Raw genomic sequence first — 25652 nt, 5'->3', positions numbered from 1 at the left:
GCTCCCGGTCGCTTCGCCAGCTTTGACGCAAGCCTACCAGCAAGTATAGCCGCCATCCACCAGCACGATGCTGCCGGTCATCAGGCTCGCGGCCTCCGAAGAGAGGAACAGCACGACGGAGGCGATCTCCTCGACCTGCCCCATCCGCGCCATCGGAGTTCCACCGATCCAGGCGTCGTACATTCTCGGATTGCTCTTCACGAAGGCGTTGAGCGGCGTTTCGATATAAGTCGGCGCCACCGCGTTGACGCGGATGCCGCGCGCACCCCACTCGGCCGCGAGCGACTTGGTCAAATGGTGCACGCCGGCCTTGGAGGCATTGTAGAAGCACTGCTCCTGCGGCTTGTTGACGATGAACCCACTCATCGAGCCGACATTGACGATGGCGCCGCTCTTGGCCCTCAGCATGTGCTTGCCGAACTCGCGGCAGCACCAGAAGGTGCCGTTGAGGTTGACGTCGATCACGTTGAGCCAGTGTTCGTCGGTGACGGTCTCGGCCGGGGTCTCGCTGCGCGCGATGCCGGCATTGTTGACGAGAATGTCGACCTTGCCGTGACGGGCGGCGAGGTCGCCCGCGACCTCCGCCACACGTTTGGTATCGGTGACGTCCATGATCGCGGTCTCGACGTCGTAGCCCTTGGCCTTGAGGCTGGCCTTTGCGCTGTCGGCGACCTTGCCGTCGCGGTCACCGATGATGACTCTCGCGCCAGCCTCGGCCAGCGCTTCGGCGCAGGCGAGCCCAATGCCCTGTCCGCCGCCGGTGATGAACGCGGTCTTGCCGCTCAGCTTGAATTTGTCCAGGTACATGTTGGTCTTTCCGTTCTCTTGCCGTTTCTTGTCAGCCCCGAAGCGCGTTGCCGCTCTCGTCGAAGCGATGGATGCGCGCAGGGTCCGGCGCCAGCGACACTCGGTCGCCGGCATGCAGGCTCAATTCGCCGATGTAGCGCGCCGTCAGCATGCCGATCGGGCCGGCATCGACGTAAAGAAAGGTATCGCTGCCGAGATGCTCGGCCACCGCGATCGTGCCCTGCCAGCCTCCGCCGCCGTCGCGCTCGATCTTGAGATGCTCCGGCCGGACGCCGATCGTCGCCGCCCCCTTTTGCAAGGCGGGCTCGCCGGTGACGAAATTCATCCTGGGCGAGCCGATGAAGCCGGCGACGAACAGGTTGGCGGGCCGTTCGTAGAGTTCCAGCGGCGAGCCATATTGCTCGATCTTGCCGCCGTTGAGCACGACGATCTTGTCGGCCATGGTCATGGCCTCGACCTGGTCGTGGGTGACGTAGATCGCGGTGGTGCCGAGCTGCTTCTGCAGCCGCGTCACCTCGATGCGCATCTGGACGCGCAGCGCCGCATCGAGGTTGGAGAGCGGCTCGTCGAACAGGAACGCCTTGGGCTCGCGCACGATGGCGCGTCCGATCGCGACGCGCTGGCGCTGGCCGCCGGAAAGCTCGCGCGGCTTGCGGTCGAGATAGGGCGTGAGGTTCAGCGTCGCGGCGGCCGCCTCGACCTTGCGATTGATCTCGTCCCTGGCAAGGCCCGCCATCTTCAGGCCGAAGCCGATATTGCCGCGGACGCTCATATGCGGATAGAGCGCGTAGGACTGGAACACCATCGAGAGCCCGCGCTTGGCAGGCGGCGTGTCGACGACGTTCTTGCCATCGATCAGGATGCTGCCGCCGGTGACGTCCTCGAGCCCCGCGATCAATCGCAACAGCGTGGTCTTGCCGCAGCCGGAGGGACCGACGAACACGACGAAGGAGCCGTCGGCGATGTCCAAATCGGCGCCCTTGATGATGTGCACGGGGCCGAAGGATTTCTGCACGCCCCGAAGTGTGATCTGACCCATGATCCGGCAGCCCCCTACTTCACCGCGCCGAAGGTGAGCCCGCGCACGAGCTGCTTCTGGCTGAACCAACCGAGGACGAGAATAGGCGCGATCGCCAGCGTCGAGGCCGCCGACAGCTTTGCCCAGAACAGCCCTTCCGGGCTCGAATAGGACGCGATGAACGTGGTGAGCGGCGCGGCGTTTGAGGTCGACAGGTTGAGCGTCCAGAACGCCTCGTTCCAGGCCAGGATCAAATTGAGCAGCAGCGTGGACGCAAGTCCCGGGATTGCCATCGGCGTCAGGACATAGACGAGCTCGCGGCCGATGGTGGCGCCGTCCATGCGCGCGGCTTCCAGAATGTCGCGCGGGATTTCCTTGAAATAGGTGAACAGCATCCAGATCACGATCGGCAAGTTTCCGAGGCACAGGATCAAGACGAGGCCGATGCGGGAATCGAGCAGGCCGAAAGTCTTGTAGATCAGATAAATCGGCACCAGCACGCCAACCGGCGGCATCATCTTGGTCGAGAGCATCCAGAGCAGAACGTCCTTGGTGCGCTTGGTCGGGGAGAATGCCATCGACCAAGCCGCGGGAATGGCGATCAGAAGCGCGATCAGCGTCGAGCCGCCGGCGATGATGATCGAGTTCATCGCGTGGTGCAGATAGTCGCTGCGCTCCTGCACGGTTGCGTAGTTCTCCGTGGTCCAATGGAAGAACAGGAAGGATGGCGGGACCGCGAACGCTTCGAGCTCGGTCTTGAAGCTCGCCAGCACCATCCACAGGATCGGAAAGAAAATCAGAAAGCCGAAGAACCACGCCCCGATCGTCGAGACCACCACCCGCCGCCTCGTCGCCATCCGTGCCATGCGTCATGCCTCCAGATTGCGGCCGACGACGCGGACCAGGAAGAAGGCGACGACATTGGCGATCACGACGGCAACGAGGCCGCCCGCGGAGGCGCTGCCGACGTCGAACTGGATCAGTGCCTGCGAATAGATCAGGAAGGCGATGTTGGTCGTCTGCAGGCCTGGCCCGCCGCCGGTGGTCACGAAGATCTCGGCGAACACGGTGAGCAGGAAGATGGTCTCGATCAGGATCACCACGGTGATCGGACGCGCAAGGTGCGGCAGGGTGATGTAGATGAAAGTCGAGACCGCGCTGGCACCGTCCATCTCCGCGGCTTCCTTCTGCTCTTCGTCGAGCGATTGCAGCGCGGTCAGCAGGATCAGCGTCGCGAACGGCAACCATTGCCACGTCACGATCAGGATCACCGCGAACAGCGGCACATCGTTGAACCAGTCGATCGGCGTCAGGCCGATCAGCGAGACGAGCCAGGCGAACAATCCGGACACCGGGTGCATCAGCAGGTTCTTCCAGACCAGCGCGCTCACCGTCGGCATCACGAAGAACGGCGCGATCACCATCAGCCGGACGAAATTGCGCCCGATCACCGGCTGGTCCATCAATAGCGCGAGCGGAATGCCGAGCAGGATGGTGAGTGCCAGCACCGAGCCGACCAGTACCAGCGTGTTCTGGAGCGAGGCGAGGAAGGCGGGATCGGTGAGGAAGTAGCGGAAATTTTCCAGGCCGACGAAGGATTCCGAGCCGGGATCGAGCAGGCTGTAGTGCAGCGTCGAGAAATAGATCGTCAGCGCGAGCGGGACGATCATCCAGACGAAGAGCAGCCCGACGGCTGGCGTCAGGAGCGAGCGCGCAAGAAGCTGCGTCTGCCGGGTCGCCATCCCTGGCTTCTCCTTCGGGGAAGAAGGCGGCCATCCATCCGCGAGTGGATCGAATGGCCGCAAGTCTGAGCTCAGGAGGAAGAGCCCGGGTTCACTTGATGTAGCCGGCGCGCTTCATCTCGCGCTCGGTCGCCGATTGCGCGGCCGTCAGTGCGGCATCGACTGTCATCGATCCTGCGAGCGCGGCGGAGAATTGCTGACCTACCTGCGTGCCGATGCCCTGGAATTCGGGGATCGCGGCGTATTGAACGCCGACATACGGCACCGGCTTCACCGTCGGCTTGTTCGGATCGGCGGCATCGATCGAGGCCAGCGTCAGCTTCGCGAAGGGAGCGACCTTCAGATAGTCCTCGTTGTTGTAGAGCGAGGTCCGCGTGCCCGGCGGTACGTTGGCCCAGCCCTCCTTCGACGCCACAAGCTTGGTGTAGTCCTTGCTCGTCGCCCAGGCGATGAACTTCTCGGCCGCCTCGGTCTTCTTCGAGCCGGCGGGAATCGCAAGGTTCCAGGCCCACAGCCAGTTCGCGTTCTTGCCGAGCCCGGTGTTGGGCGCGAGCGCGAAGCCGACCTTGTCGGCGACCTTGGACTCCTTCGGGTTGGTGACGAAGGACGCCGCGACCGTGGCGTCGATCCACATCGCGCATTTGCCGGCGTTGAACAGCGCCAGATTCTCGTTGAAGCCGTTGGAGCTCGCGCCGGGCGGGCCGGCTTCCTTCATCAGGTTGACGTAGGTCGTGAGCGTCGCCTTCCATTCCGGCGTATTGAACTGCGGCTGCCACTTCTCATCGAACCAGCGCGCGCCGTAGGAATTGGCCATGGCCGAAAGGAACGCCATGTTCTCGCCCCAGCCGGCCTTGCCGCGCAGGCAGATGCCGTAGGTGCCGGCGCTCTTGTCGGTGAGCTTCTTGGCGGCGTCGATCACGAAATCCCAGGCCGGTTTCTCCGGCATCTTCAGGCCAGCCTTCTCGAACAAATCGGTGCGGTACATCACCATCGAGCTCTCGCCGTAGAACGGCGCGGCGTAGAGCTTGCCGTCGGCGGAGACCGCGTCCTTGATCTTGGGCAGGAGATCGGCGACATCGTAATCGGCACCGAGATTGGCGAGCGGCACCAGCCAGCCCTTCTTGGCCCAGATCGGCACCTCGTAGGTGCCGATGGTGAGGACGTCGAACTGGCCGCCCTTGGTGGCGATATCGGTGGTGACGCGCTGGCGCAGCACGTTCTCCTCCAGCGTCACCCATTTCACGGTGATGTCCGGATTCTTCTTGGTGAATTCGCTCGTAAGTCCCTGCATGCGGATCATGTCGCCGTTGTTCACGGTGGCGATCGTCAGGGTCGTTTCGGCCATCGCGGGGACGGCCAGCAGCAGGCAGGACGCGCCGCAGACGGCGCCCAGGACATGTTTCACGGTGACCTCCCTTGAGTCGCGTCTTTGAGCATATGCCCACGCGTTGGGCGTATGTTCAACATTGGGATGACGCTTGTCAAGCAGGCGCGCGGGCGCTTCGGCAACTTATGAGTGCTGCGGTGCGGGATTAGATGCCGCCGCACTCTCGCTGTCATGCCCGCGCAGGCGGGCATCCAGTACTCCGTCCAGTGGGTTTGTTGTCTCAACCCGGGCCACGGCGCACCGGATCGTCCGCCTTCGCGGACCATGGGCAGGTGGAGAGCAAGTGGAGAGGTCGCGCCCTATCGCTCCAGAATCGCCCGTGCCGTCGTCTCGTCGGTGATCAGGCCGTTGATCAAGCCCCCGCTCAGCGCCGCCGCGATTGCTCCAACCTTCGCAGCACCGACCGCAGCGCCGATCGTGATGGTTTTGGCCGGGACCTCCGGCGGAATGCTGGTCAGGCGCTTGTTGGTGCCGGATTTGAGCAGGCGGCCCTTGGAGTCATAGGCCCAGCCGGTGATCTCGCCGATAGCGCCCAACCGCATCATCTCGAACAATTCGTCACGGGTGACGAAGCCGTCGACATGCACCTGCGCCTTCTGGTCCATCTGACCGACGCCGACGAGGCGCAAGTCCGCCTTGGCCGCGACCGCTTTCACCTTGGCGATCGGCTCGATGCGGACCATCTTGTTGCGCTCGTCCTCCGATGACATCAGGAACGGCAGCGGCATCGGATAGTGCCGCGCGCCGGTGCGGTCGGCGAGCCGGCCGACGGTGTCGTAGAAGCTCGCCGAGCCGTCGGCGGAGATGTTGCCGACCAGCGAGACGATCTGGTGGTTGGGCCGGTCGATCGGCGTGACGCGCTCGACAGCGGCGCGTACCGCGCGGCCGGTGCCGAGCGCGACGATGACAGGCGTCTCCGAGCGAAGCGTGGAATCGAGCAAATTGGCACAGCGCTCGGCAATGCCCGCGGTGGCTTGCGGCGCCGCAGGGTCGGCCGGCACCACCTCGCAGTGAACGAGATCAAAGCGCTCCTTCAGCCGCGCCGCCAGTTCCATGCAGGCGGCTATGGGATGCTCGAGCCGAAACGTGATCAGCCGCTCCGCGAGGCAGAGCGAGACCAGGCGCTGCGCCGAGGCGCGCGAGACCTGGAGCATCTTTGCGATCTCGTCCTGGGTATGGCCGGCAATGAAATAGAGCCAGCCGGCACGCGCGGCGTCATCGAGCCTTGATTTCTCGTTTTCGGCGGCCATGGCAGGCGTCAGACGTCCTTCCAGAAATCGCTCATGCGTCCGTAGACCCGATCGGCCCCGGCAGCGGACAATATAGCCCGCCCGTCCCGGGCGCTGTAATGGCTTCCGCCGACAAATCCCCAGACGGTCATGCCGGCCGCCTTGCCCGCCTGCACGCCGCTGACACTGTCCTCGATCACCAGCGTGCGCGCTGGCGAGGCGCGCATTTGCGCGGCCGCATGAAGGAAGAGATCGGGCGCGGGCTTTCCGTGTCTGACCATCTGAGCCGTGTAGATGCGATCGTCGAACAGCGGCCTGAGGCCGGTGACGTCGAGCGAAAGCGATACACGGTCGATGTCGCTGGACGAGGCCACGCAGAACGGTACCGTCAGTTCCGATACCACCGCCCTCACCCCGGGGATCGGTTCGAGCGATGCGGCAAACGTCTCGAGCACGCGCGATTTCAATCGCGGCAGGAAGCCATCCGGCACGATCTGCCCGAGATTGCGATAATGCTGCTCGATCGCCTTGGTGCTACGTCCGAGAAAGAGCTCGAGCGCCTGCGCCTCGGTGAGTGCGAAGCCGAACTCGGCCAGCACGTCGGACAGGCAGCGGCAACTCAACAGCTCGCTGTCGACGAGCACGCCGTCGCAATCGAAGATGATGAGATCGGGTGTTGGCCGGGCCTGGTCCATCCGATCATTCGATCATATGCTCATCAAATGAGCAATAGCTCAGTACGGGCGAGCCGTGGGTGCCATCTGCTGTCCCTCAATGCGCCAGTTGCCGGTAGATCGCCGGCAGCGCAGCGGGCAACCGCTTGATGTTGCCGACGATGGCGTAGCCGCCGCGGCCGAACAGGGTCGGGAAGTAGGATTGCGCCGTCGCATCCACGGTCACGCCGAATGCGGCAAAGCCGAGCCGGCGCGCCTCCTGCACGGACTTGCGGGCGTCCTCGACCGCGAAGCGGCCTTCATAATGGTCGACATCGTTGGGCTTGCCGTCGGTGAGGACGAGCAGCAGCTTCTTGCGCTGCGGCTGCCGCGCGAGCTCGGCCGAGGTATGGCGCACCGCGGCGCCGATCCGCGTGTAATAGCCCGGCTTGAGCGCGCCGATGCGGCGCTCCACCGCCCCGCTCATCGGCTCGCCGAACGCCTTGACGGTTTCGAGCCGCACCCAGGACCGTCGACGGGACGTGAAGGTCACGATGCTGTTGTGGTCGCCGCAGGCCGACAGCCCGTGCGCGAGCACGAGCAGCGCCTCCTTCTCGACGTCGATTACGCGATAACCGTCGACCCAGGCATCGGTCGAGAGCGAGACGTCGACGAGCAGCGTGACGGCGAGATCGTGACCCTGCGGACGCATCGCGACGTGAATGCGGGCGAGGCCAGTGCTGCTGCCGGCACGAAGGTCGCACCGTGCGCGGACGAGCGCGTCGAGATCGAGGTCGTGACCGTCGGTCTGGGCGCGCATCACTTCGTAACGCGGATGCAACACCTCGAAGCGGCGGCGCACCTGGCGGATGTGCCGGCGCATGGCATCATCCGGTTTCCAGTCCTCGCCCCGCTCGGAGGCCGCGCCAGCGAGCACGCGGCAATGATTGGGCAGATAGGAGCTGCTGCGGTAGTCCCATTCGGGATAGGTGAGATCCGCATTCAGTGGAGAAGCATCGAGCGCCTCGGGCGGAAGGTCGAGATCGAACTTGAGCCGTGTCGCCGGCTTTCCGCTGCGGCGGCTGAGCGTGATCTCCTCGAGATCGTCGGCTGCCTTCTGCGCATCCTCGTCTTCGCTGTCATCGGCCGGACGATCGACATTCACCATCTCGGCCATCGCCAGGATCTTCTCGATGCGATTGAGCACGAAGGGATCGCGACGGTTTGAATCGTCCTCGCGCTCGCGGGCGGCAAACCGTCTACGATCGTCCGAGGGCGCAGGTGCCGCGCCCGGCACGCATTCGTCTTCACCCGCATGCGCGGGCGAGAGCTGGCGCGTCCAGCAGTCGCCCCAGAGCGGACAGGGCAGGATGGAGCGATAGCCCGGCGGCGCCTTGTCGGGCAGCGGGCCCGTCCCCATCATCGCCGGCCACAGCTTGCCTGCGGGCGCCTTTCCGGCGCCGAGCAATGCCAGGACGATCTGTTCGATCTCCTGCTCAATGCGCGGCAAAGGACGACGAGGCCGAGCGGCGGCGGTGGCCGCGGCAAGCTGCGCGTAATCGGCGACAAGCCCCGGGAACTCCGTGAGCACCCAGACCGCGGTCTCACTCGCCCGGCGCAACACCAGAAGATCCCGCCGCAGCGGATCGGCTTCCTTGATCGCCTCGACCGGTGCGGCCGCGAACCACGCAGCAAGCCAGCGATAGAGCGATGCGTTCAGTGCGCGGTCGGCGAAGATCGCGATGCGATCGGGAAGGAAGATCGTCGCGGCGTCGCGGCCCGGCTGCTCGAGGCGCTCGTCTCCAAGGCCGATGCGTTGCCGCCAGCCGAGCCGGTGCGCGGAGTTTCGCGCGCTTGCGCTCGCGATCTGCACACCGGTCTCGCCGCCGAGCGCGCGGAACGTCACCGTAAGCCGGCTCCTCACCTCGGCGAGCGTGACGGCGTGATCGTCGTGGACCGGGTAGCTCGCGGTGCCACCGACCATCCGGTGCCAGGCGCGGCCAACCGTCTCCTCCAGTTCGAGGAAATCGAGCATCGCAGCAGCCTCAGCCGATCACGGCACGCGCGACGTCCAGCAGCGCCGCCTTGACGTCGCCATCGTCGGTGAGCGGCTCGATCATGCCGGCAAGCACGGCATCGGCGATCGGCGTGCCGGCGGCGATCAGGCTCGCGCAATAGACCACGAGCCGGGTCGAGACGCCCTCCTCCAGGTCGTGGCCCCTAAGCGCACGCAGCCGGCCAGCCAGCCCGACCAGCGGCCGCACGCGCTCCGGCGGCAGTCCGCTTTCGGCGGACACGACGGCGATCTCCTGCTCCGGCGGCAGGAAGCCGAATTCGATGGCGACGAAGCGCTGCCGCGTCGACGGCTTCAGCGCCTTGAGCAGCGTTTGGTAGCCGGGATTATAGGAGACCACGAGCATGAAGCTGCTCGGCGCCACCAATTCCTCGCCGGTGCGCTCCAGCGGCAGGATACGGCGGTCGTCGGTCAGAGGATGAAGCACCACGGTGACGTCCTTGCGCGCCTCGACCACCTCGTCGAGATAGCAGATGCCGCCCTCGCGAACCGCGCGCGTCAACGGACCATCGGTCCACACCGTGTCGCCGCCGCGAAGCAGATAGCGGCCGGTGAGATCGGCCGCGGTGAGATCGTCATGACAGGCGACGGTGTGAAGCGGCAATCCCAGCCGCGCCGCCATATGCGCGACGAAACGCGTCTTGCCGCAACCGGTCGGGCCCTTGAGCAGGACCGGCAGCCGGCGTCGCCAGGCATGCTCGAACAGCCCGCATTCGTTTCCGGATGGAACATAGGCCGGCAGCTCGGGAGCCGAGGTCACCGTGTGAAGGACAGCTTTCATAACGTCTCTCCGGTTTGTTCGGGAAGCGGGTGGCCGCGGCGAACCACGGCCGCCGTTTGCATTTACTCGGCCGGCTGCAGCGCGGCGGGAATCGTCGCCTGTTTCTCGCGGCCGGGCACCAGCACCGCCCAGACGAACATCAGAGCGGAGATCGCCACGAACACGCCGGAGCCGAGCCGGACCCAGTAGAACATCGCGAGCTGGTCCTGCACGTCCATGTAGCCCTGGCCGAGCACGCGCTGGAGGTGAACCTGGACCACGCCGGCAAAGGTCAGCGCGAAGGTCATCACCATCATGGCCGTGCACATGATCCAGAAGCTCGCCATGGAGAGCCACTGATTGTAGGGCGCGCGTCCCTTGAGCTGCGGGATCGCGTAGGCCATCACCGACAGGTTCAGCATCACATAGGCGCCGAAGAAGGCGAGATGGCCGTGCGCAGCGGTGACCTGGGTGCCGTGGGTGTAGTAGTTCACCGAGGACAGCGTGTGCAGGAAGCCCCAGACGCCGGCTCCCAAGAACGCCATCACCGAGCAGCCGACCGACCACAGCAGCGCAGCGCGGTTCGGATGCTTGCGGCCGGCCTTCCAGGTCATCTGCACCGTGAAGATCACCATGGTGAAGAACGGAGCGACCTCCAGCGTGGAGAACAGCGAGCCGATCCACCGCCAATAGCCCGGTGCGCCGATCCAGTAGAAGTGATGGCCGGTGCCGAGGATGCCCGAGAACAGCGCAAGGCCGATGATGACGTAGAGCCATTTCTCCACGACCTCGCGGTCGATGCCGTTTAGCTTGATCATCAGATAGGCGAGAATGGAGGCCATGATCAGCTCCCAGACGCCCTCGACCCAGAGATGGACGACGTACCACCAGTACATCTTGTCGACCGCCAGATTGATCGGATTGTAGAAGGCGAACAGGAAGAAGATCGCAACGCCCCACAGCCCGAACAGCAGGATGTTCGTGACGGTGGTCTTGCGACCTGTCAGCGCCGTCATCGTCACGTTGAACAGGAACATCAGGCAGACGACGACGATGCCGATCTTGATGATGAAGGGCTGCTCGAGGAACTCGCGGCCCTCATGGTAGTGGAAGAGATAGCCGACCACGGCCACACCCGCCGCGCCGAAGAACATCCAGAACTGGATCTTTGCCAAAAGCGGGCTGTACAGCTCGGTCTCGGTCTCTTCCGGAAGCAGGAAGTAGGTCGCACCCATGAAGCCGATCAGCGACCACACGATCAGCGCGTTGGTATGGATCATCCTGACGATGTTGAACGGCAGGAGGGTCGACAGCGTGTTGGGCAGGACGTAGATCGTTCCGGCGACAAGGCCGAACAGGACCTGCGCGAGGAACAGCGTCAGCGCGCCGTAGAAATACAGCATCGCGACTTTCTGGGTCTGATATTTCATCTCTGGCTCTCTCTTGAGGGATTCAGGAAGCGATGCGCTCAACCGGCCTTGTTCGGCGGCCACTCCTGGCGCTTGATCGTAGAGGTCCATTGCAGGAAGTCGGCGAGATCGTTGAGCTCCTGATCGGTGAGGTTGAACTGCGGCATCTGCCGCCGACCCGGCGCGCCTGAAGGTTGTGCCTGCATCCAGGCCTTCAACGTCTCGCGTGCACCCGCCGGGTCCTCGTTGCCGCCCCAGCGATCCCAGACGTTGCCGACTTCGGGCGCGAAATAGGCACCTTCGCCGAGCAGCGTGTGGCAGTTGATGCAGGAGTGCTTCTCCCAGACATGCTTGCCGCGGGCCACCGAGGACGTCAGCGTCTTGGCATCGGTGGAGGTCGTGGCCATGTAGTAGTGGCTGTGCGCCGTCAGCCCGATGAAGATGGCGAAGAAAAAGGCCGAGCCGCCGTAGAAGACGTTTCGAGCGGCCGACTTGGTCAGGCGTTCAGCCATTGCCAATCCTTTCCGGTTGAGTCCTGCAAAAAGCGATGCTGCGATTTATTGCCGACTTGCCCGGCGTGTTCTTTGTCAGGGCGCAATGAGCGCGTCAGATCAGGGCGACGGCAGCGGATGCGAGCCAGGCAAGCAACAGCACGATGAAGAGCCATGCGCTGACGAGACCGCGCCAGAGCGCGGGCGCAGCCCGAAGGTCGAGGAAATCGAGCACGATACGGTGCCCCTTGAGGGCCGCAAATGCCAGCAGCAGGGCATTGCCGAGGAGTGGACGCGCCACAAGCGATGGGACCAGAATGGTCGCGAGCGCAAGACCGATCAGCGCGATCCAGGTGACGTCGAGACGCCCCGGAATCACGACTGCACCAGATAGATGATCGGGAACATGACGACCCACAAGAGATCGACCATGTGCCAGAAGGCGGCACCCGTCTCCACGCCAGATGCTTCGGCATTCCGGGAAACTACGGCCAGGATCACGATGCCGAGGCCGACATGCAGGAGGTGGAAGCCGGTGAGCAGAAAATAGAGGGTGAAGAACGGGCTGGTCTCCAGACCATTTCCCTGGGCGATCTCCCCTGCATATTCGAACAACTTGACTGCGATGAAGAATGCGCCGAGCGCGATGGCGCCAAACAGCCAGCCGCGCGCGGCCTGCCTGCGGCCCCCACGCGCGGCAGCCGTCCCGCGGGCCGCGGCCCATCCGCTGGTCACCAGAACGACGGTGTTGATCCCGGCGAGATGTGCATCGAGCGTGGCCTGCCCTGCCGCGAACGTCGCGGGATGGATCGCACGGGCGACGCTGAAGGCGCCGAGAAACAGGCCGAAGGCGGCGAGCTCACTGAAGATCAAAACCCAGATCATGGGATCGCCGGGGAGATCTTCGAGAACTCCCCAGCCGGTTTCCCGTTGCTCGCAATCCGTTGCCGACATCTGCTTTCCGCATCGAAGATGCGAAGACGATACCGCGACGGCGCGGTTCCACTTTGATGCTGCACAAAGAGGGCAAGCGGCGTGGACGTTTGCGCTAACGCAACATCCCGCCAGCCGCGCCGTCATAGGATGCATACATCCGGCGGTTCCACGAAACGACGAACGACCCTATGAGCGATGCACAGATTGGACTGATGACCGCGACACCCATCATCATCGCGTTTGCCATCGCGCTCCGCCGGATGGGCGTGCTGTCGACGGTCGCGACCGTATCGGCGGTGAGCCTCGCCGTCGCGATCGCGACGGTGTTGTTCACGACGCAGTAATCCTGTTGCTCCGATCAGGGTGCGATCAGCTCTCGACGGACCACCGGTCGGGCGCCCTTCTCGGCAGAATGAGCTGAAACCTTGTGCCTCCCCCCGGCTTGCTCTCGAGCCGGAGCTGGCCGCCCAATCGATCGACGACGATGCTGTGGACGATGTGCAGACCGAGGCCGCTCGCGCCGTCATGCCGGCGGGTGGTGAAGAACGGGTCGAAGGCCCGTCGCTCCACGTCGGGAGCCATGCCGCAACCGTCGTCGGCAAACAGCAGCTCGACGTGACCATGATCTACGGTGCGTAGCGATACGTGGATCTTCCCGGTCTCGCCGCCGGAGAAGGCATGCGTCATCGCGTTGACGGCGAGATTGGTCAACACCTGGCCGAATGGTCCCGGGTAGCTGTCCATGGCAAGGCCGGGTTCGCTGTGAAGACTGAGCGCGATATCGCGCGTGCGCAACTGCCGCTCAAACTGGGAGAGAACCTGGCCCGTCAGCTCGCCGGCGTCGAAGCTACGCCGGTGTGACACGGTCTGGTCGGCCGCCACCTGCTTGAAGGACTGCACCCGTTCGGCGGCGCGGCCGAGATTGGTGACAAGCTGTGCCGATGCATCGGTCACCAGCTCCAGAAATCCGGTCAATGTGGAACGCTTGAGATTGCCGCGCGCGACTTCCGCCGCGAACTGCTCTGCCTTGCGCTGGAGCGTCGAGGCGACCGTCAGGCTGCTGCCGAGCGGCGTGTTGATCTCGTGGGCGACACCGGCGACCATGCGCCCGAGGGCCGCCAATTTCTCGGCCTCGATCAGGGTGTCCTGGATATCGCGCAAATGCCGAAGCGCGGTCTCCGCCGCATCCCTGGCGCTGCGGATCTCCCGCTCTGCGCGCTTGCGTTCGGTGATCTCTTCCGCCGCCACGTTGATCGCGACGATCTCGCCATCAGGCATTCGCAGCGGATGCCAATAGGTGACCCAGGAGCGGTCCTCGCGCTGATCGGCCCGTTGCCCCGCCACCTCGATGCCGATCACGGGATCGCCCGTTGCGACGATCGATCGCACGATCTGCTCCACGGAATCCGCCAGCGCAGGCACGCAATCCCTGACCGTGCACCCGAGATGGCCCTCGACGGATATGCCGCAGATTTCGGTCAGCCGCTGGTTGATCAACAGGTATCGGCAGTCTAGCGACAGACAGGCAAGCCCAATCGGGGCCGTATCGTAGATCAGTTGCAACGCCGGCAACGTCGAAACCAGCGTCACCTCCGAGGCCGGCGATGACCTCACAATGCTCGTCACTCGGGTTCCCCCCGTGATCGCCCCTCCGCCAGTTGCATGAAATTAGCACGAAACCGGTCACCGGTTGATCTAGATCAACGGTACACACCGGCCGTGCGACGTTTCAGGCTGGGACACATTGCAAGGCCGCCCTGGAACCCGTGGGCAATATTTGTAGACCGTAGCCCGCACAAAGCGCAGCGAAATGCGGGGGCAATCTCGCCACGCGGAGACAACCCGGATTGCGCTACGCTCCATCCGGGCTGCGAAGCGTCAGCGCCGCTGGTTATACACGTCGATGCACACCGCCCCCAGCAGCACCAGGCCCTTGATGACCTGCTGATAGTCGATGCCGATGCCGAGGATGGACATACCGTTGTTCATCACGCCCATGATCATGGCGCCGACCACGGCACCGCCGACGCGCCCCACTCCGCCATAGGCCGAGGCGCCGCCGATGAAGCAGGCGGCGATGACGTCGAGCTCGAAGCCGAGACCGGCCTTCGGGGTCGCCGTGTTGAGACGCGCAGCGAAGACGAGGCCGGCGAGCGCGGCGAGCACGCCCATGTTGACGAAGGTGAGGAAGGTCAGCCGCTCGGTCTTGATGCCCGACAAGCTCGCCGCCTTGGCGTTGCCGCCGACGGCGTAGATCTGCCGGCCGACCACCGTGCGGCGCGTCACGAACCCGTAGAGCGCGATCAGTGCCGTCATGATGACCAGCACGTTCGGCAGGCCGCGATGCGAGGCGATCAGATAGGTGAAATAAAGCACGGCACAGGCCAAAAGAACGCTCTTGCCCAGGAAGAACGCATACGGCTCGACCTCGATGCCATGCGACTGCTCGCGCGAGCGGCCCTTGGCGCTGGCATAGACGAGACCGAGCGCAAGCACCGCGCCGATCAACATTGAGGTCGGATGCAGCGTACCCGCCTCGGGCAACAGCTCCGGAATGAACCCCGACGACAGCTTCTGGAAGGTCGCCGGGAACGGCCCAAGCGACTGGCCCTGCAACACCGCGAGCGCAAGCCCTTTAAACACCAGCATGCCCGCCAGCGTCACGATGAAGGACGGTATCTTGAAATAGGCCACCCAATAGCCCTGCGCGGCGCCGATCGCGGCGCCCACCAGCAGGCAGGCGATGAAGGCGAGCGTGTAGTCGACCTTGTAGGTCACCATCAGCACGGCGGCTACGGCACCGATGAAGCCCGCGACCGAGCCGACCGAAAGGTCGATATGGCCGGTGACGATCACCAGCAGCATGCCCAAAGCCATGATGACGATATAGCTGTTCTGGAGCACAAGGTTGGTCAGGTTGAGCGGCTGCAACAGCGTGCCGCCCGTCATGATCTGGAAGAACAGCATGATCGCGACCAGCGACATCAGCATGCCGTAGTTGCGCAAGTTGTTCTTGATGAAGCTGCCGTGCCGGCGCTCCTCGGGCAGCGACACCGTCTTGTCGGTCATGGCTGCGATCCTCCCATCTCCGCGGTCGCATGAGCGCCGCCTTCGTTGCTTCTCTCATTGCGCATGATCGCGCGCATGATCTTTTCCTGCGTCGCCTCGGATCCCCTGAACTCGCCGACGAAGGCGCCTTCGTTCATGACGCAGATGCGGTCGCAGATGCCGAGCAGCTCTGGCATCTCCGAGGAGATCACCACGACGCCGCGGCCGGCCTCCGCCAGCTCGTTGATGATACAGTAGATCTCGTATTTGGCACCGACGTCGATGCCTCGCGTCGGCTCGTCCAGGATCAGCACCTTGGGGTCGGTCATCAGCCATTTCGACAGCACGACCTTCTGCTGGTTGCCGCCGGAGAGCTGGCCGGTCTCCTGGTAGACGTCGGAGCAGCGGATGCGCATGCGGTTGCGGTAGTCGCTCGCGACCTTCAGCTCGGCGATGTCGTCGATCACCCGCCCCGGCGCGACCTGGTCGAGGCTCGCCAGCGTGATGTTCTTGCGGACGTCATCGGCGAGGATCAGGCCGAGTTGCTTGCGGTCCTCGGTGACATAGGCAAGGCCGGCGTCGATCGCGGCCGCGACGTTCGGTAGCGTCATCTCCCTGCCCTCGAGCCGGAGGCTGCCGCTGATGCTGGTGCCCCAGGAGCGGCCGAACAGGCTCATGGCGAATTCGGTACGGCCGGCACCCATCAGGCCGGCGATGCCCACGACCTCGCCGCGCTTGACGCTGAAATTGACGTTCTTGATCACCTGCCGCTCGGGGTGAATGGGGTGATGGACCGACCAGTTCGCGACGTCGAGCACGGGATCGCCGATCGTCGCGCTGCGGTCCGGGAAACGGTGCGCCATATCGCGGTTCACCATGCTGCGGATGATCCGGTCCTCCTGGATCGGCTCGGCATGGCAATCGATGCTGTCGACCGTGCGGCCGTCGCGCAGCACCGTGATGTGGTCGGCGACCTTGGCGACCTCGTTCAGCTTGTGCGAGATCAGGATCGAACCAATGCCCTGCTCGCGAAATGTCATGAGGCGTTCGAGCAGGGCAGCGCTGTCGGCCTCGTTGAGGCTCGCGGTCGGCTCGTCCAGGATCAGCATCCGCACCCGCTTGGAGAGCGCCTTGGCGATCTCGACGAGCTGCTGCTTGCCGACGCCGAGATCGGTGATCAGCGTATCCGGCGATTCCTTCAGGCCGACCTGCGCGAGCAGCTCCCGCGTACGCCGGTAAACCTCGTCTCGGTCGATCACCCCGAGCTTCGACGGCGGATGCGACAGGAAGATGTTTTCCGCGATCGACATCAGCGGGATCAGCGCCAGCTCCTGATGGATGATGATGATGCCGAGCGCCTCGGAATCGTTGATGTCGCGGAAGCGCCGCTCCTCGCCCTCGAATTCGATGGTGCCTTCGTAACTGCCGTGCGGATAGACCCCGCTCAGCACCTTCATCAGCGTCGACTTGCCGGCGCCGTTCTCGCCGACGAGCGCGTGGATCTGCCCGGCCTCAACCGAGAAGTTGACGTCGCGCAGCGCCTGCACACCGGCAAAGCTCTTGCTGACGTTGCGCATCTCCAGCATGGCGGTCATGGCATTCGTGTCCCTGGAAACTTTCGTCAGTCCCTCCGCCGTCATTCCGGGGCGATGCGAAGCATCGAACCCGGAATCTCGAGGTTCCGGGTTCGCCGTTCGGGCGCCCCGGAACGACGGCACGAGAAATCTACTGGAACTGCGACTTCTTGTAGTAGCCGCTGTCGACCAGCACCTTCTCCCAATTGTCCTTGTAGACCACCACCGGCTTGAGCAGATAGGACGGCACCGTCTTGACGCCGTTCTCGTAGGTCTTGGTGTCGTTGACGGTGACCTGCTTGCCGGCGAGTGCTGCATCGACCATGTCAGCCGTGACCTTGGCGAGGTCGCGGGTGTCCTTGAAGATGGTCGAGTATTGGTCGCCGCGCAGCATCGCCTTGATCGAGGGCACCTCGGCGTCCTGACCGGAGATGATGGGCATCGGCTGGTCGGCGCTGCCATAGCCGACACCTTTCAGCGAGGAGATGATGCCGATCGAGATGCCGTCATAGGGCGACAGCACGGCATTGATCTTCTTGTTGCCGTAATAGGCGCTGAGCAGATTGTCCATGCGCGCCTGCGCGGTGGCGCCGTCCCAGCGGAGCGTCGCGACCTTGTCCATGCCCATCTGGCCCGACGCGACGACGAGCTTGCCGCTGTCGATATAGGGCTTCAGCACGCTCATGGCGCCGTTGTAGAAGAAGTAGGCATTGTTGTCGTCGGGTGAGCCGCCGAACAACTCGATGTTGAACGGCCCCTTTCCTTCCTTCAGGCCGAGCCCCTGTTCGATCGACTGCGCCTGGAGGACGCCGACCTGGAAATTATCGAAGGTCGCGTAGTAGTCGACATTGGGCGTGCCGCGGATCAGGCGGTCATAGGCGATCACGGTGATGCCCTTTGCCTTCGCCTGCTTGAGCACGTCGGACAGCGTGGTGCCGTCGATCGCGGCGATCACCAGCGCTTTCGCGCCCTTGGTCACCATGTTCTCGACCTGCGAGAGCTGGTTCGGAATGTCATCCTCGGCATATTGCAGGTCGGTGTTGTAGCCGCGCTCTTTCAGCACCTTGACCATGTTGTTGCCGTCGTCGATCCAGCGCGCCGAGGATTTGGTCGGCATGGCGATGCCGACCGTCGCTTTCTGGGCAGAGGCGGCGACGCCTGTGGCCATGGTCGCAGCGCCGGCCAGCGCCAGCGCCAGAAATGTGGTCTTCAGTTTCAGCATGTTTCACTCCCTTTGGGTGTCAGACTGTTCTTCGTTTCGTCGAGGACGTCGGGTCGGGTTGCTTCGGATCTCCTATGCGAGCTTGACGTCGGGCTCCGCGCGACCGCGCGCTGTTGCCTCGAGCAGAAAGGTTTGGCCTGCCTGCGGATCAGCGGCGCGCGTCGCCGCGTCCATGTCCTGCCAGGCGGAGGTGACGAGGAGGCGCGACAGATCCGGACCGACGAACGCGGGACAGCTCGCCTGCTTCGCCGGCACGCTGAGCGAGCGCAGGCGCTCACCCTGTGGAGAGTAGACGTCGATGCGGCTCGCACCCCAGCACGCGTTCCAGATCCGCCCGTCGGCATCGCACACCGAGCCGTCGAGGCCGCCGATGCCGGTGTGTCGCAGCAACACCTCGGGCTCGCCGCGCGGCAGGCCGGTCGCGGGATTGAGCGGCACCGCGTAGAGCACCGCGCGCGCGGTATCGGCAAAATAGCCGATCGCGCCGTCCGGCGAGAAACAGATCGAGTTGGGGATGCTGATGCGGGGAAACAGCAGCGAGATCCTGCCGCGATGGAACGCATAGATCGCGCCCGCCCCCGGCTCCGCCTTGCGGCCCATCGTGCCGATCCAGAACGTGCCGGATTGATGCACGCGCGCGTCATTGGAGCGCGTCGCAGGATTGTCGGCTTCGAGCGGACAGAGCAGCGTCATGGCGCCGTTGGCGAGCTTGCGGACATAGAGGCCGTCCTCGGCGACGATCAATTGCCGTTCGGCATCGATCCGCCCGAGCGCACTCGCCATCCGGCCGAGTGCGTGAACGCGGACGCTGCCGCTGCCGAGCTGCGCCTCGAACAGCAGCCCTTCACGGATATCGAACCACCACGCCGTGCCGGTGGTCGCGTCATAGGTCGGCCCCTCGCCGAGATGGCAGGGATGGTCCGAGAGGACGGACGTGGGCACCTGTTCCATCATGGTGACCTCACCGAAAAGCGATAGACCGTGTGATGGCGGTAGACCTCCCCGGGCGCCAGCCGAGGGCTCGGAAAATCCGGCCGGTTCGGCGCGTCGGGCCAGACGTGCGGCTCCAGGCACATGGCATCCGATTGCCGGATCAGCTTGCCGCCCTTCCCCGAAATCGTGCCGTCGAGATAATTGCCGGAATAGACCTGAAGTCCGGGCTGGTCGGTGAACAGCTCCATGACACGCCCCGAGCGCGGCGCCTCCAGCCGCGCTGCGAACGCGAGCTTGCCGTCACGGCCCAGGCAGTAGGTGTGGTCGTAACCCCTGCCGCTCTGCAATTGCAGATCGCTCTCGCGGATCCGCGCACCGACTGCTCGAGCCTCGCGAAAATCGAACGGCGTGCCGGCAACGCTGCGCGGCGGCTCCGGAAGCGGAATGGCCGTGGGATCAATCGCGAGAAAATGGTCGGCGGCAACGGTCAGCTTGTGATCGAGAATGGGCGTGCCGGACGTCGCGCCCTCCAGATTGAAAAAGCTGTGGTTGGTGAGGTTGACGATGGTCGGCCGGTCCGTGCGGGCGTCCATGGTGAGCGACAGCTCGGTCGGACCCGTGATGCGATAGGTCAGGCGGACGTCGAGACGACCAGGATAATTCTCCTCGCCATGCGGACTGACATAAGTGAGCGTCACCGCGGGCGCAGCGCCCTCATCGATCTCCGCAATCTCCCAGAGCTTGCGATCGAAACCATCGAGCCCGCCATGCAGCGCATTGGGACCGTTGTTGACGGGAAGCTGCACCGTCTCGCCGTCGAGCGAGAACTTCCCTTTGGCGATGCGGTTGGCATAGCGGCCGACCGTGGCGCCCAGGAACTTTCGTTCGGCGAAATAGCCCGCGAACGCGTCATGGCCAAGCACGACGTCGTCATGGCTACCATTGGCGTCGGGCGCGATCAGCGCTTGCAGCACCGCGCCATGGGTGATGATGCGCGCCTCGAAGCCGCCCTCCCCGCGCAGCACGATGCGCTCGACCTTGCGGCCGTCCGGCAGCGTTCCAAAAACGTCTCTTGTGATCCTTGATGCGGCCATGGTCAGTCCACAAACGGTTCGACGACGGAGCGCCTGCCGAGCAGGAAGGCGTCGGCGACGAGGCGAAGCGGCGCCAGATCGACATCGCTTGCGCCGGTCGCGGCAAGCGCGACGAAACGCCGATAGAGCCCGCGATATTCCTCGTCGGGCGCTTCGGCAAGCACCTTGCCGTCGATCGCCATGCGCGCTCCCCCATTCGACAGGGTCAACCGTCCCTGGTCGGTTTCCACCACGATATCCCAGCTCTGGGGTCCCGTCTGGCGAAAGTCGAATTCGGCGCTGACCGGCAGGCCCCCGATGTCCGTCAACGACAGATTCGCGGCGATCGGCGCCTGGCAATTGGCCGGAAAGGCCAGCTCGGCCGCGGTGACGAACACGGGTTGCGGCAGAATGTGGGTCAGGATCGACAGCGCGTTGATGCCGGGGTCGAACACGCCGAGGCCGCCCGGCTCCCAGATCCAGCCCTGCCCGGGATGCCAGACGCGCACGTCCTCCTTCCAGCTGATGTGCACCGAGGCGATGCGGCGCCCGGCGAGCCATTGCCGTGCCGGCTCGACCGCCGGCGCGTAGCGCGAATGCCAGGTCGCAAACAGCGTCCGCTTCGCACCCGCCGCCATTGCGATCAGCGGATCGAGTTCGGCGATGCCCGTGCCCGGCGGCTTCTCCAGCATGACATGCTTGCCGGCGGCCAGCGCCGCAGCAGCCTGGGCGCGGCGCACCTGCGGTGGCGTGCAGAGCGAGACCGCGTCGATCGGCGGTCCCTTCTCCAGCAATTCTTCAATCGTCGCGAAATGCGGCAGTCCCGGCAGCGAGGCGTTGCGGCTGGCGACAGCCGCGAGCGTCGCGCCCGCCGTCGCGCCGATCGCACCGACGTGCTGGTCGCGCGCGATCTTGCCGAAGCCGACGATGGCGATGCGAAGGTCTGTCACGGTTGTTCTCCAGTATCGATTGACGGAAGCGCCTCGGCTTGCACGGTCTCGATCACCGTGCCTTCGTGGCGGCGCATGCCGTTGTGAATGACGTAGACCATCGCCTCCGAGGCGGCATCGGCATCGCCCCCCGCAATGGCATCGACGATCTTCTGATGCCAGAGCAGCACGGTGTCACGATCCTCCGGCTCGACCGGGGCGCTGAGCAGGAACGAGGCGCGCAGCGCAGCCTCGATGACATGCCCGATCGAGCGCATGAACAGGTTTCCGGAGGCGCGCGCCACCGCAACGTGGAGCGCGAGGTCGGCGTCGGCAAAGCCGACGGAATCGGACGCTTCAAGTCGCATACGGTCCATGCAGCGTCGAAGCTCGACGAGATCTTCCTCCGATCGCTGCGCCGCCGCCAGCATCGCGGCGCGCGGCTCGACAGCCAGACGTATCTCGGCAAGGTCATTGAGGAAGCGCTTGTCGATGCCGGCATCCAGATGCCAGGCCAAGACATCGGCGTCGAACATGTTCCAGGCCGCGCGCTCGCGCACGACGGTGCCGACGCGTGCCTTGGTGGTGAGCAGGCCCTTGGCGACCAGGGTCTTCACGCTCTCGCGAAGCACCGGGCGCGAAACGCCGAACATCGCGATCATTTCGGCATCACCGGGCAGCCGCGTCCCCTCCGCATAGCGTCCGGCGATGATGTCGACGCCGATCGAACGAGCCACTTCCGCATGGTTGGAGTGGGCCCGCCGCGTCGGGATGACGACGATGCGCGAAGTCATGAGGCAGCTCCCGCGCTCGCCTTCACCGGCCGGCGCGCGAGCGCGACCAGCCCCTGCTGCAAGGCGATGAAAGCAAACAGCAAGACACCGGTCGCGATCTTGGTCCACCAGCTCGACAATGTGCCGTCGAAATTGATGTAGGTCTGGATCAGGCCCTGGATCAGGACGCCGAGGAAGGTGCCAATCACCGAGCCCTGTCCGCCCGTGAGCAGGGTGCCGCCGATCACGACGGCCGCGATGGTGTCGAGCTCGACGCCGACGGCGGACAGCGAGTAGCCGGCGCTCGTGTAGAAGGAGAACACGATGCCGGCGATGCCAGCCAGCAGGCTCGACAGCATGTAGATCTTCACCGTCATCTTGCCGACGGCAACGCCCATCAGGCTTGCGGTCGCCCGGCTGCCACCGAGCGCGTAGACATTGGCGCCGAACCTGGTGAGTTGCAGCAGCAGGGCGCCGCCGATCACGATCACTAGCATGATGATCGCGACCGCCGTCAGCCGTCCGCCGCCGGGCATGCGCAGCGCGAAGTCCGACACGGTGGAGTAGACCGGCGCAGTGATCGGCACCGATTCCGTCGAGAGCAGGAAGCTCGCACCGCGTGCCAGGAACATCCCGGCCAGCGTGACGATGAAGGGCGGCAAGTCGAAGGCATGGATTACGGCGCCCATCGCAGCCCCGAACCCCGCCGAGAGAACGAGTATCGCGACGAAGGCGACCAGCGGCGGCACACCCCAGCGCTCGATCGCCAGCGCCACGAACACCGTGGTGAAGCCGATGACCGAGCCGACCGATAGATCGATGCCGCCGGAGATGATGACGAAGGTCATGCCGGTCGCGACGATCCCCAGAAATGCGTTGTCGGTGAGGAGGTTGCCGACCACGCGGGTCGAGGCGATGTTGGGGAATTGCATCGCGCAGAGCGCAAAGCCCGCGACGAGCACGATCGCCGTGATGAGGACGGGCGGCAGGCCTTTCATGCTTTCGTCCTCCGCAGCCGTGCCGCGAACCCGGCAATTCCGGACAGTTTCGGCGATTGCAGCAGCAGCACCGCGAGCACCACCACCGCCTTGACCAGCAGATTGAACTCGGGCGGATAGCCCGACAGCAGGATGCCGGTGTTCATGGTCTGGATGATCAGGGCTCCCAACACCGCGAGCATGAGGCTGAAGCGGCCACCGAACAGCGAAGTGCCGCCGATCACCACGGCGAGGATGGCATCGAGCTCGAGCCAAAGGCCGGCATTGTTGGCATCGGCTCCCATGATGTCGGCCGCCGCGATCACGCCGGCGAGCGCGGCGCAGACCCCGCACCAGACATAAACGGCCAGGATCATGGCACGAGTGCCGACGCCGGCAAGCTCGCTCGCCCTGGCATTGCCGCCGGTCGCCTCGATCAGCAGCCCGAGCGCCGAGCCTCGCACCACCGCGGCGGTCAGGATCAGCATGCCCAAGGCAATCACGACCGGCACCGGCAGGCCGAGCACTGCACCATTGCCCAGCCAGACCAGATCAGGCGAGGAGAAGGTGACGATGCGCCCTTCGGTGATGAGTTGGGCGATACCGCGTCCCGCCACCATCAAGATCAGCGTCGCTACGATCGGCTGCATGCCGAGCACGGCGACGAGGAAGCCGTTCCAGAGGCCGCAGACGAGTCCGGCACCCAGCGCAGCCGCCAGCACCACCGGCAGACCATGACTGTCGGCAAAGCTTGCGGCGATGGCGCCCGAGATCGCCATGACCGCGCCGACCGACAGGTCGATGCCGCGCGTCGCGATGACAAGCACCATGCCGAGCGAGAGCAGCGCCACCGGCGTGCCGCGATTGAGCACGTCGATCAGGCTGCCGAACAGCCGGCCGTCCTGGAGACGCAGGTCGAAGAACTGCGGCGACACCGCGCGATCGACTGCCAGGATGACGATCAGCGCGAGGATCTGGGCAAGGCCGCGGCGCGGCAGCAGCGCTGTCATGCCCGCCCCTCATGCGCGATGGCTTTGCCGTCGGCGGCGATGGCGGCGAGAATGCTGCCGACGTCGATCGCCTCGCCCGCGAGATCCTCGACATGCGCGCGGTCGCGCAGCACCACGACGCGGTCGGAATAGGTCACGATCTCGTCGAGCTCGGAAGAGATCACGAGCAGTGCGAGGCCGTCGTCACAGAGCTCACGGATCAGGCGGATGATCTCGGCATGCGCGCCGACATCGATGCCGCGGGTCGGCTCATCCAGCACCAGGAGCCGCGGCGAGGTCGCGAGCCAGCGCGCCAGCAGCACTTTTTGCTGGTTGCCCCCGGAGAGCAGGCCTACGGGCCGCTCCGGATCGGGCGGGCGGATGTCGAGCATCTTGACGTAGCGGCTTGCGATCTCGTCCTGCTCGCGGCGCGACAACGGGCGATGCAGGCCGCGCTTGGCCTGGAGCGCGAGAACGATGTTCTCGCGCACGCTGAGCTCCGCGACGATGCCGTCGGTCTTGCGCTCTTCGGGACAATAGCCAAAACCGTGGCGAACGCCGTCGCGCGGCGACTGCAGCCGCACGGGCGCGCCCTCCACCCTCGCCTGCCCGCGATCGGCGCGTTCGGCACCGAACACCAGCCGCGCCGTCTCGGTGCGGCCCGAACCGAGCAGGCCGGCAAGACCTACGACCTCGCCATGGCGCAGCTCGAGATTAAACGGCGCGACATAGCCAGCCTTGCCGTAACCCTCGAAGCTCGCGCAGATTTCGCGCGGCTTGTGCCCGGCGGCAGTCGCGCGCGCGCTGGTGGTCTCGGCCAGCTCGCGGCCGAGCATCATCCGGATCAGATCGAGCCGCGGCAGCGAAGCCGTCTCGCGCTCCCCCACCAGGCGGCCGTTGCGCAGCACCGTGATGCGGTCGGAAATCTCGTAGACCTGATCGAGGAAATGGCTGACGAAGACGATGCCGATGCCGCGCTTTGCGAGCTGGCGCATGATGCCGAAAAGGATCTCGACCTCGTGGCGGTCGAGGCTCGCGGTCGGCTCGTCCAGGATCAGCACGCGCGCGGAGAGGTCGACGGCGCGCGCAATCGCGGTGACGTGCTGGATGGCGACCGAATAGTTGCCAAGCGGTGCGGCGACATCGATGTCGAGGCCGAAGTCTGCAAGCAGCGCCTTGGCGCGACGCCGCATCTCGCCTTCGCGCACGATGCCAAAGCGCATCGGCTGGCGATCGAGGAACAGATTCTGCGCCACCGAGAGGTTCGGCAGCAGATTGACCTCCTGGTAGACGGTGGCAATGCCGGCCTGAAGTGCGGCCTTGGCCGAGCGCGGGGCGATTTCTTCGCCGCCGATCCTGACGATGCCGGCATCGCGCGGAAACACGCCGGTGATTACCTTGATCAGCGTGGATTTGCCGGCACCGTTTTCGCCGAGCAGCGCATGGATCTCACCGGCGCGCAGCGTGAAGTTGACCTCCTGCAACGCACGCACAGCACCGAAGCTCTTGCTGATCCCGCGCACCTCCAGAAGGGCCGGAGCCGGATCGGGGCTGTTCTCCATGGCAACGTCACTCCCACCGATGCCCGCGATGAGGCGGACACCCGGCCTAGCCGTTAACACAACGGT

25 protein-coding genes are annotated in these 25652 nt (G+C 64.9%); 1 reads left to right on the top strand and 24 read right to left on the bottom strand.

Features of this window, described 5'->3' with window-relative positions:
• Window positions 1-33 precede the first annotated feature (33 nt).
• The 13 genes from HAP40_RS13955 to HAP40_RS13895 all read right to left on the bottom strand — a co-directional run bounded on the left by HAP40_RS13955 (window position 34) and on the right by HAP40_RS13895 (window position 12524).
• The gene (locus HAP40_RS13955) at window positions 34-807 is read right to left on the bottom strand and encodes an SDR family NAD(P)-dependent oxidoreductase (RefSeq protein ID WP_166817250.1); all 774 of its coding nucleotides are present in this window, start codon (window positions 805-807) and stop codon (window positions 34-36) included.
• A 31-nt stretch (window positions 808-838) separates the two neighbouring features.
• A complete protein-coding gene (locus HAP40_RS13950; protein ID WP_166817251.1) occupies window positions 839-1846 on the bottom strand; it encodes an ABC transporter ATP-binding protein in 1008 nt (335 codons plus the stop codon).
• Between the two features lie 14 nt (window positions 1847-1860).
• Window positions 1861-2691, bottom strand: a complete 831-nt coding sequence (locus tag HAP40_RS13945; protein ID WP_166817252.1) for a carbohydrate ABC transporter permease — start codon at window positions 2689-2691, stop codon at window positions 1861-1863.
• A 3-nt stretch (window positions 2692-2694) separates the two neighbouring features.
• Entirely contained in the window at window positions 2695-3567 is an 873-nt protein-coding gene (locus HAP40_RS13940) for a carbohydrate ABC transporter permease (protein ID WP_166817253.1), read from the bottom strand.
• 91 nt (window positions 3568-3658) lie between these two features.
• Window positions 3659-4972, bottom strand: a complete 1314-nt coding sequence (locus HAP40_RS13935) for an ABC transporter substrate-binding protein (RefSeq protein ID WP_166817254.1) — start codon at window positions 4970-4972, stop codon at window positions 3659-3661.
• 281 nt (window positions 4973-5253) lie between these two features.
• Window positions 5254-6204, bottom strand: a complete 951-nt coding sequence (locus tag HAP40_RS13930) for a sugar-binding transcriptional regulator (protein ID WP_166817255.1) — start codon at window positions 6202-6204, stop codon at window positions 5254-5256.
• Between the two features lie 8 nt (window positions 6205-6212).
• Entirely contained in the window at window positions 6213-6878 is a 666-nt protein-coding gene (locus tag HAP40_RS13925) for an HAD family hydrolase (RefSeq protein ID WP_166817256.1), read from the bottom strand.
• A 76-nt stretch (window positions 6879-6954) separates the two neighbouring features.
• On the bottom strand, window positions 6955-8871 hold the full coding sequence (locus HAP40_RS13920) for a nitric oxide reductase activation protein NorD (protein WP_166817257.1): 1917 nt from the start codon (window positions 8869-8871) through the stop codon (window positions 6955-6957).
• Window positions 8872-8881: 10 nt separating this feature from the next.
• Complete coding sequence (locus tag HAP40_RS13915) at window positions 8882-9691, bottom strand: CbbQ/NirQ/NorQ/GpvN family protein (RefSeq protein WP_166817258.1); 810 nt, start codon at window positions 9689-9691, stop codon at window positions 8882-8884.
• 62 nt (window positions 9692-9753) lie between these two features.
• A complete protein-coding gene (locus HAP40_RS13910) occupies window positions 9754-11100 on the bottom strand; it encodes a cbb3-type cytochrome c oxidase subunit I (RefSeq protein ID WP_166817259.1) in 1347 nt (448 codons plus the stop codon).
• Between the two features lie 38 nt (window positions 11101-11138).
• Entirely contained in the window at window positions 11139-11591 is a 453-nt protein-coding gene (locus HAP40_RS13905) for a c-type cytochrome (RefSeq protein WP_166817260.1), read from the bottom strand.
• Between the two features lie 94 nt (window positions 11592-11685).
• Window positions 11686-11946 carry a cytochrome C oxidase subunit IV family protein gene (locus HAP40_RS13900; protein ID WP_166819514.1) on the bottom strand — a complete coding sequence of 87 codons (261 nt, stop codon included), beginning with the start codon at window positions 11944-11946 and terminating at the stop codon, window positions 11686-11688.
• Window positions 11946-12524 carry a cytochrome c oxidase subunit 3 family protein gene (locus tag HAP40_RS13895; RefSeq protein WP_166817261.1) on the bottom strand — a complete coding sequence of 193 codons (579 nt, stop codon included), beginning with the start codon at window positions 12522-12524 and terminating at the stop codon, window positions 11946-11948. The genes HAP40_RS13900 and HAP40_RS13895 overlap by 1 nt, the downstream gene beginning before the upstream one ends.
• Before the next feature lie 194 nt (window positions 12525-12718).
• Here HAP40_RS13895 and HAP40_RS13890 point away from each other — a divergent pair, with 194 nt between their 5' ends.
• Window positions 12719-12850 carry a hypothetical protein gene (locus HAP40_RS13890; RefSeq protein ID WP_256380475.1) on the top strand — a complete coding sequence of 44 codons (132 nt, stop codon included), beginning with the start codon at window positions 12719-12721 and terminating at the stop codon, window positions 12848-12850.
• A 25-nt stretch (window positions 12851-12875) separates the two neighbouring features.
• Here HAP40_RS13890 and HAP40_RS13885 read toward each other — a convergent pair whose 3' ends face one another.
• The 11 genes from HAP40_RS13885 to HAP40_RS13835 form a co-directional block, all read right to left on the bottom strand.
• Complete coding sequence (locus tag HAP40_RS13885; protein ID WP_246741111.1) at window positions 12876-14132, bottom strand: ATP-binding protein; 1257 nt, start codon at window positions 14130-14132, stop codon at window positions 12876-12878.
• A 252-nt stretch (window positions 14133-14384) separates the two neighbouring features.
• Entirely contained in the window at window positions 14385-15575 is a 1191-nt protein-coding gene (mmsB, locus tag HAP40_RS13880; protein WP_166817262.1) for a multiple monosaccharide ABC transporter permease, read from the bottom strand.
• The gene (mmsA, locus tag HAP40_RS13875; protein ID WP_166817263.1) at window positions 15572-17149 is read right to left on the bottom strand and encodes a multiple monosaccharide ABC transporter ATP-binding protein; all 1578 of its coding nucleotides are present in this window, start codon (window positions 17147-17149) and stop codon (window positions 15572-15574) included. The genes mmsB and mmsA overlap by 4 nt, the downstream gene beginning before the upstream one ends.
• A 130-nt stretch (window positions 17150-17279) precedes the next feature.
• Window positions 17280-18350, bottom strand: coding sequence for a multiple monosaccharide ABC transporter substrate-binding protein (chvE, locus tag HAP40_RS13870; protein ID WP_166817264.1), 1071 nt, complete (start codon window positions 18348-18350; stop codon window positions 17280-17282).
• Between the two features lie 72 nt (window positions 18351-18422).
• Complete coding sequence (locus HAP40_RS13865) at window positions 18423-19301, bottom strand: SMP-30/gluconolactonase/LRE family protein (protein ID WP_166819516.1); 879 nt, start codon at window positions 19299-19301, stop codon at window positions 18423-18425.
• Window positions 19301-20377, bottom strand: a complete 1077-nt coding sequence (locus HAP40_RS13860; protein ID WP_166817265.1) for an aldose epimerase family protein — start codon at window positions 20375-20377, stop codon at window positions 19301-19303. Before HAP40_RS13860 ends, HAP40_RS13865 begins: the two co-directional genes overlap by 1 nt.
• 2 nt (window positions 20378-20379) lie before the next feature.
• Window positions 20380-21306: a Gfo/Idh/MocA family protein gene (locus tag HAP40_RS13855; RefSeq protein ID WP_166817266.1), complete on the bottom strand. Its 927-nt coding sequence runs from the start codon at window positions 21304-21306 to the stop codon at window positions 20380-20382.
• Window positions 21303-22079, bottom strand: coding sequence for a FadR/GntR family transcriptional regulator (locus HAP40_RS13850; RefSeq protein WP_166817267.1), 777 nt, complete (start codon window positions 22077-22079; stop codon window positions 21303-21305). The genes HAP40_RS13855 and HAP40_RS13850 overlap by 4 nt, the downstream gene beginning before the upstream one ends.
• Entirely contained in the window at window positions 22076-23056 is a 981-nt protein-coding gene (gene yjfF, locus HAP40_RS13845; RefSeq protein WP_166817268.1) for a galactofuranose ABC transporter, permease protein YjfF, read from the bottom strand. The genes HAP40_RS13850 and yjfF overlap by 4 nt, the downstream gene beginning before the upstream one ends.
• Window positions 23053-24045, bottom strand: coding sequence for an ABC transporter permease (locus HAP40_RS13840; RefSeq protein WP_166817269.1), 993 nt, complete (start codon window positions 24043-24045; stop codon window positions 23053-23055). Before HAP40_RS13840 ends, yjfF begins: the two co-directional genes overlap by 4 nt.
• Window positions 24042-25586 carry a sugar ABC transporter ATP-binding protein gene (locus HAP40_RS13835; RefSeq protein WP_166817270.1) on the bottom strand — a complete coding sequence of 515 codons (1545 nt, stop codon included), beginning with the start codon at window positions 25584-25586 and terminating at the stop codon, window positions 24042-24044. Before HAP40_RS13835 ends, HAP40_RS13840 begins: the two co-directional genes overlap by 4 nt.
• Window positions 25587-25652: the final 66 nt, after the last annotated feature.

Source organism: Bradyrhizobium sp. 1(2017) (assembly GCF_011602485.2).
In the GTDB taxonomy this organism is placed as follows: Bacteria; Pseudomonadota; Alphaproteobacteria; order Rhizobiales; family Xanthobacteraceae; genus Bradyrhizobium.
Note: the sequence above shows the minus strand (reverse complement) of the source record. Positions and strands in the feature narration are given on the sequence as shown.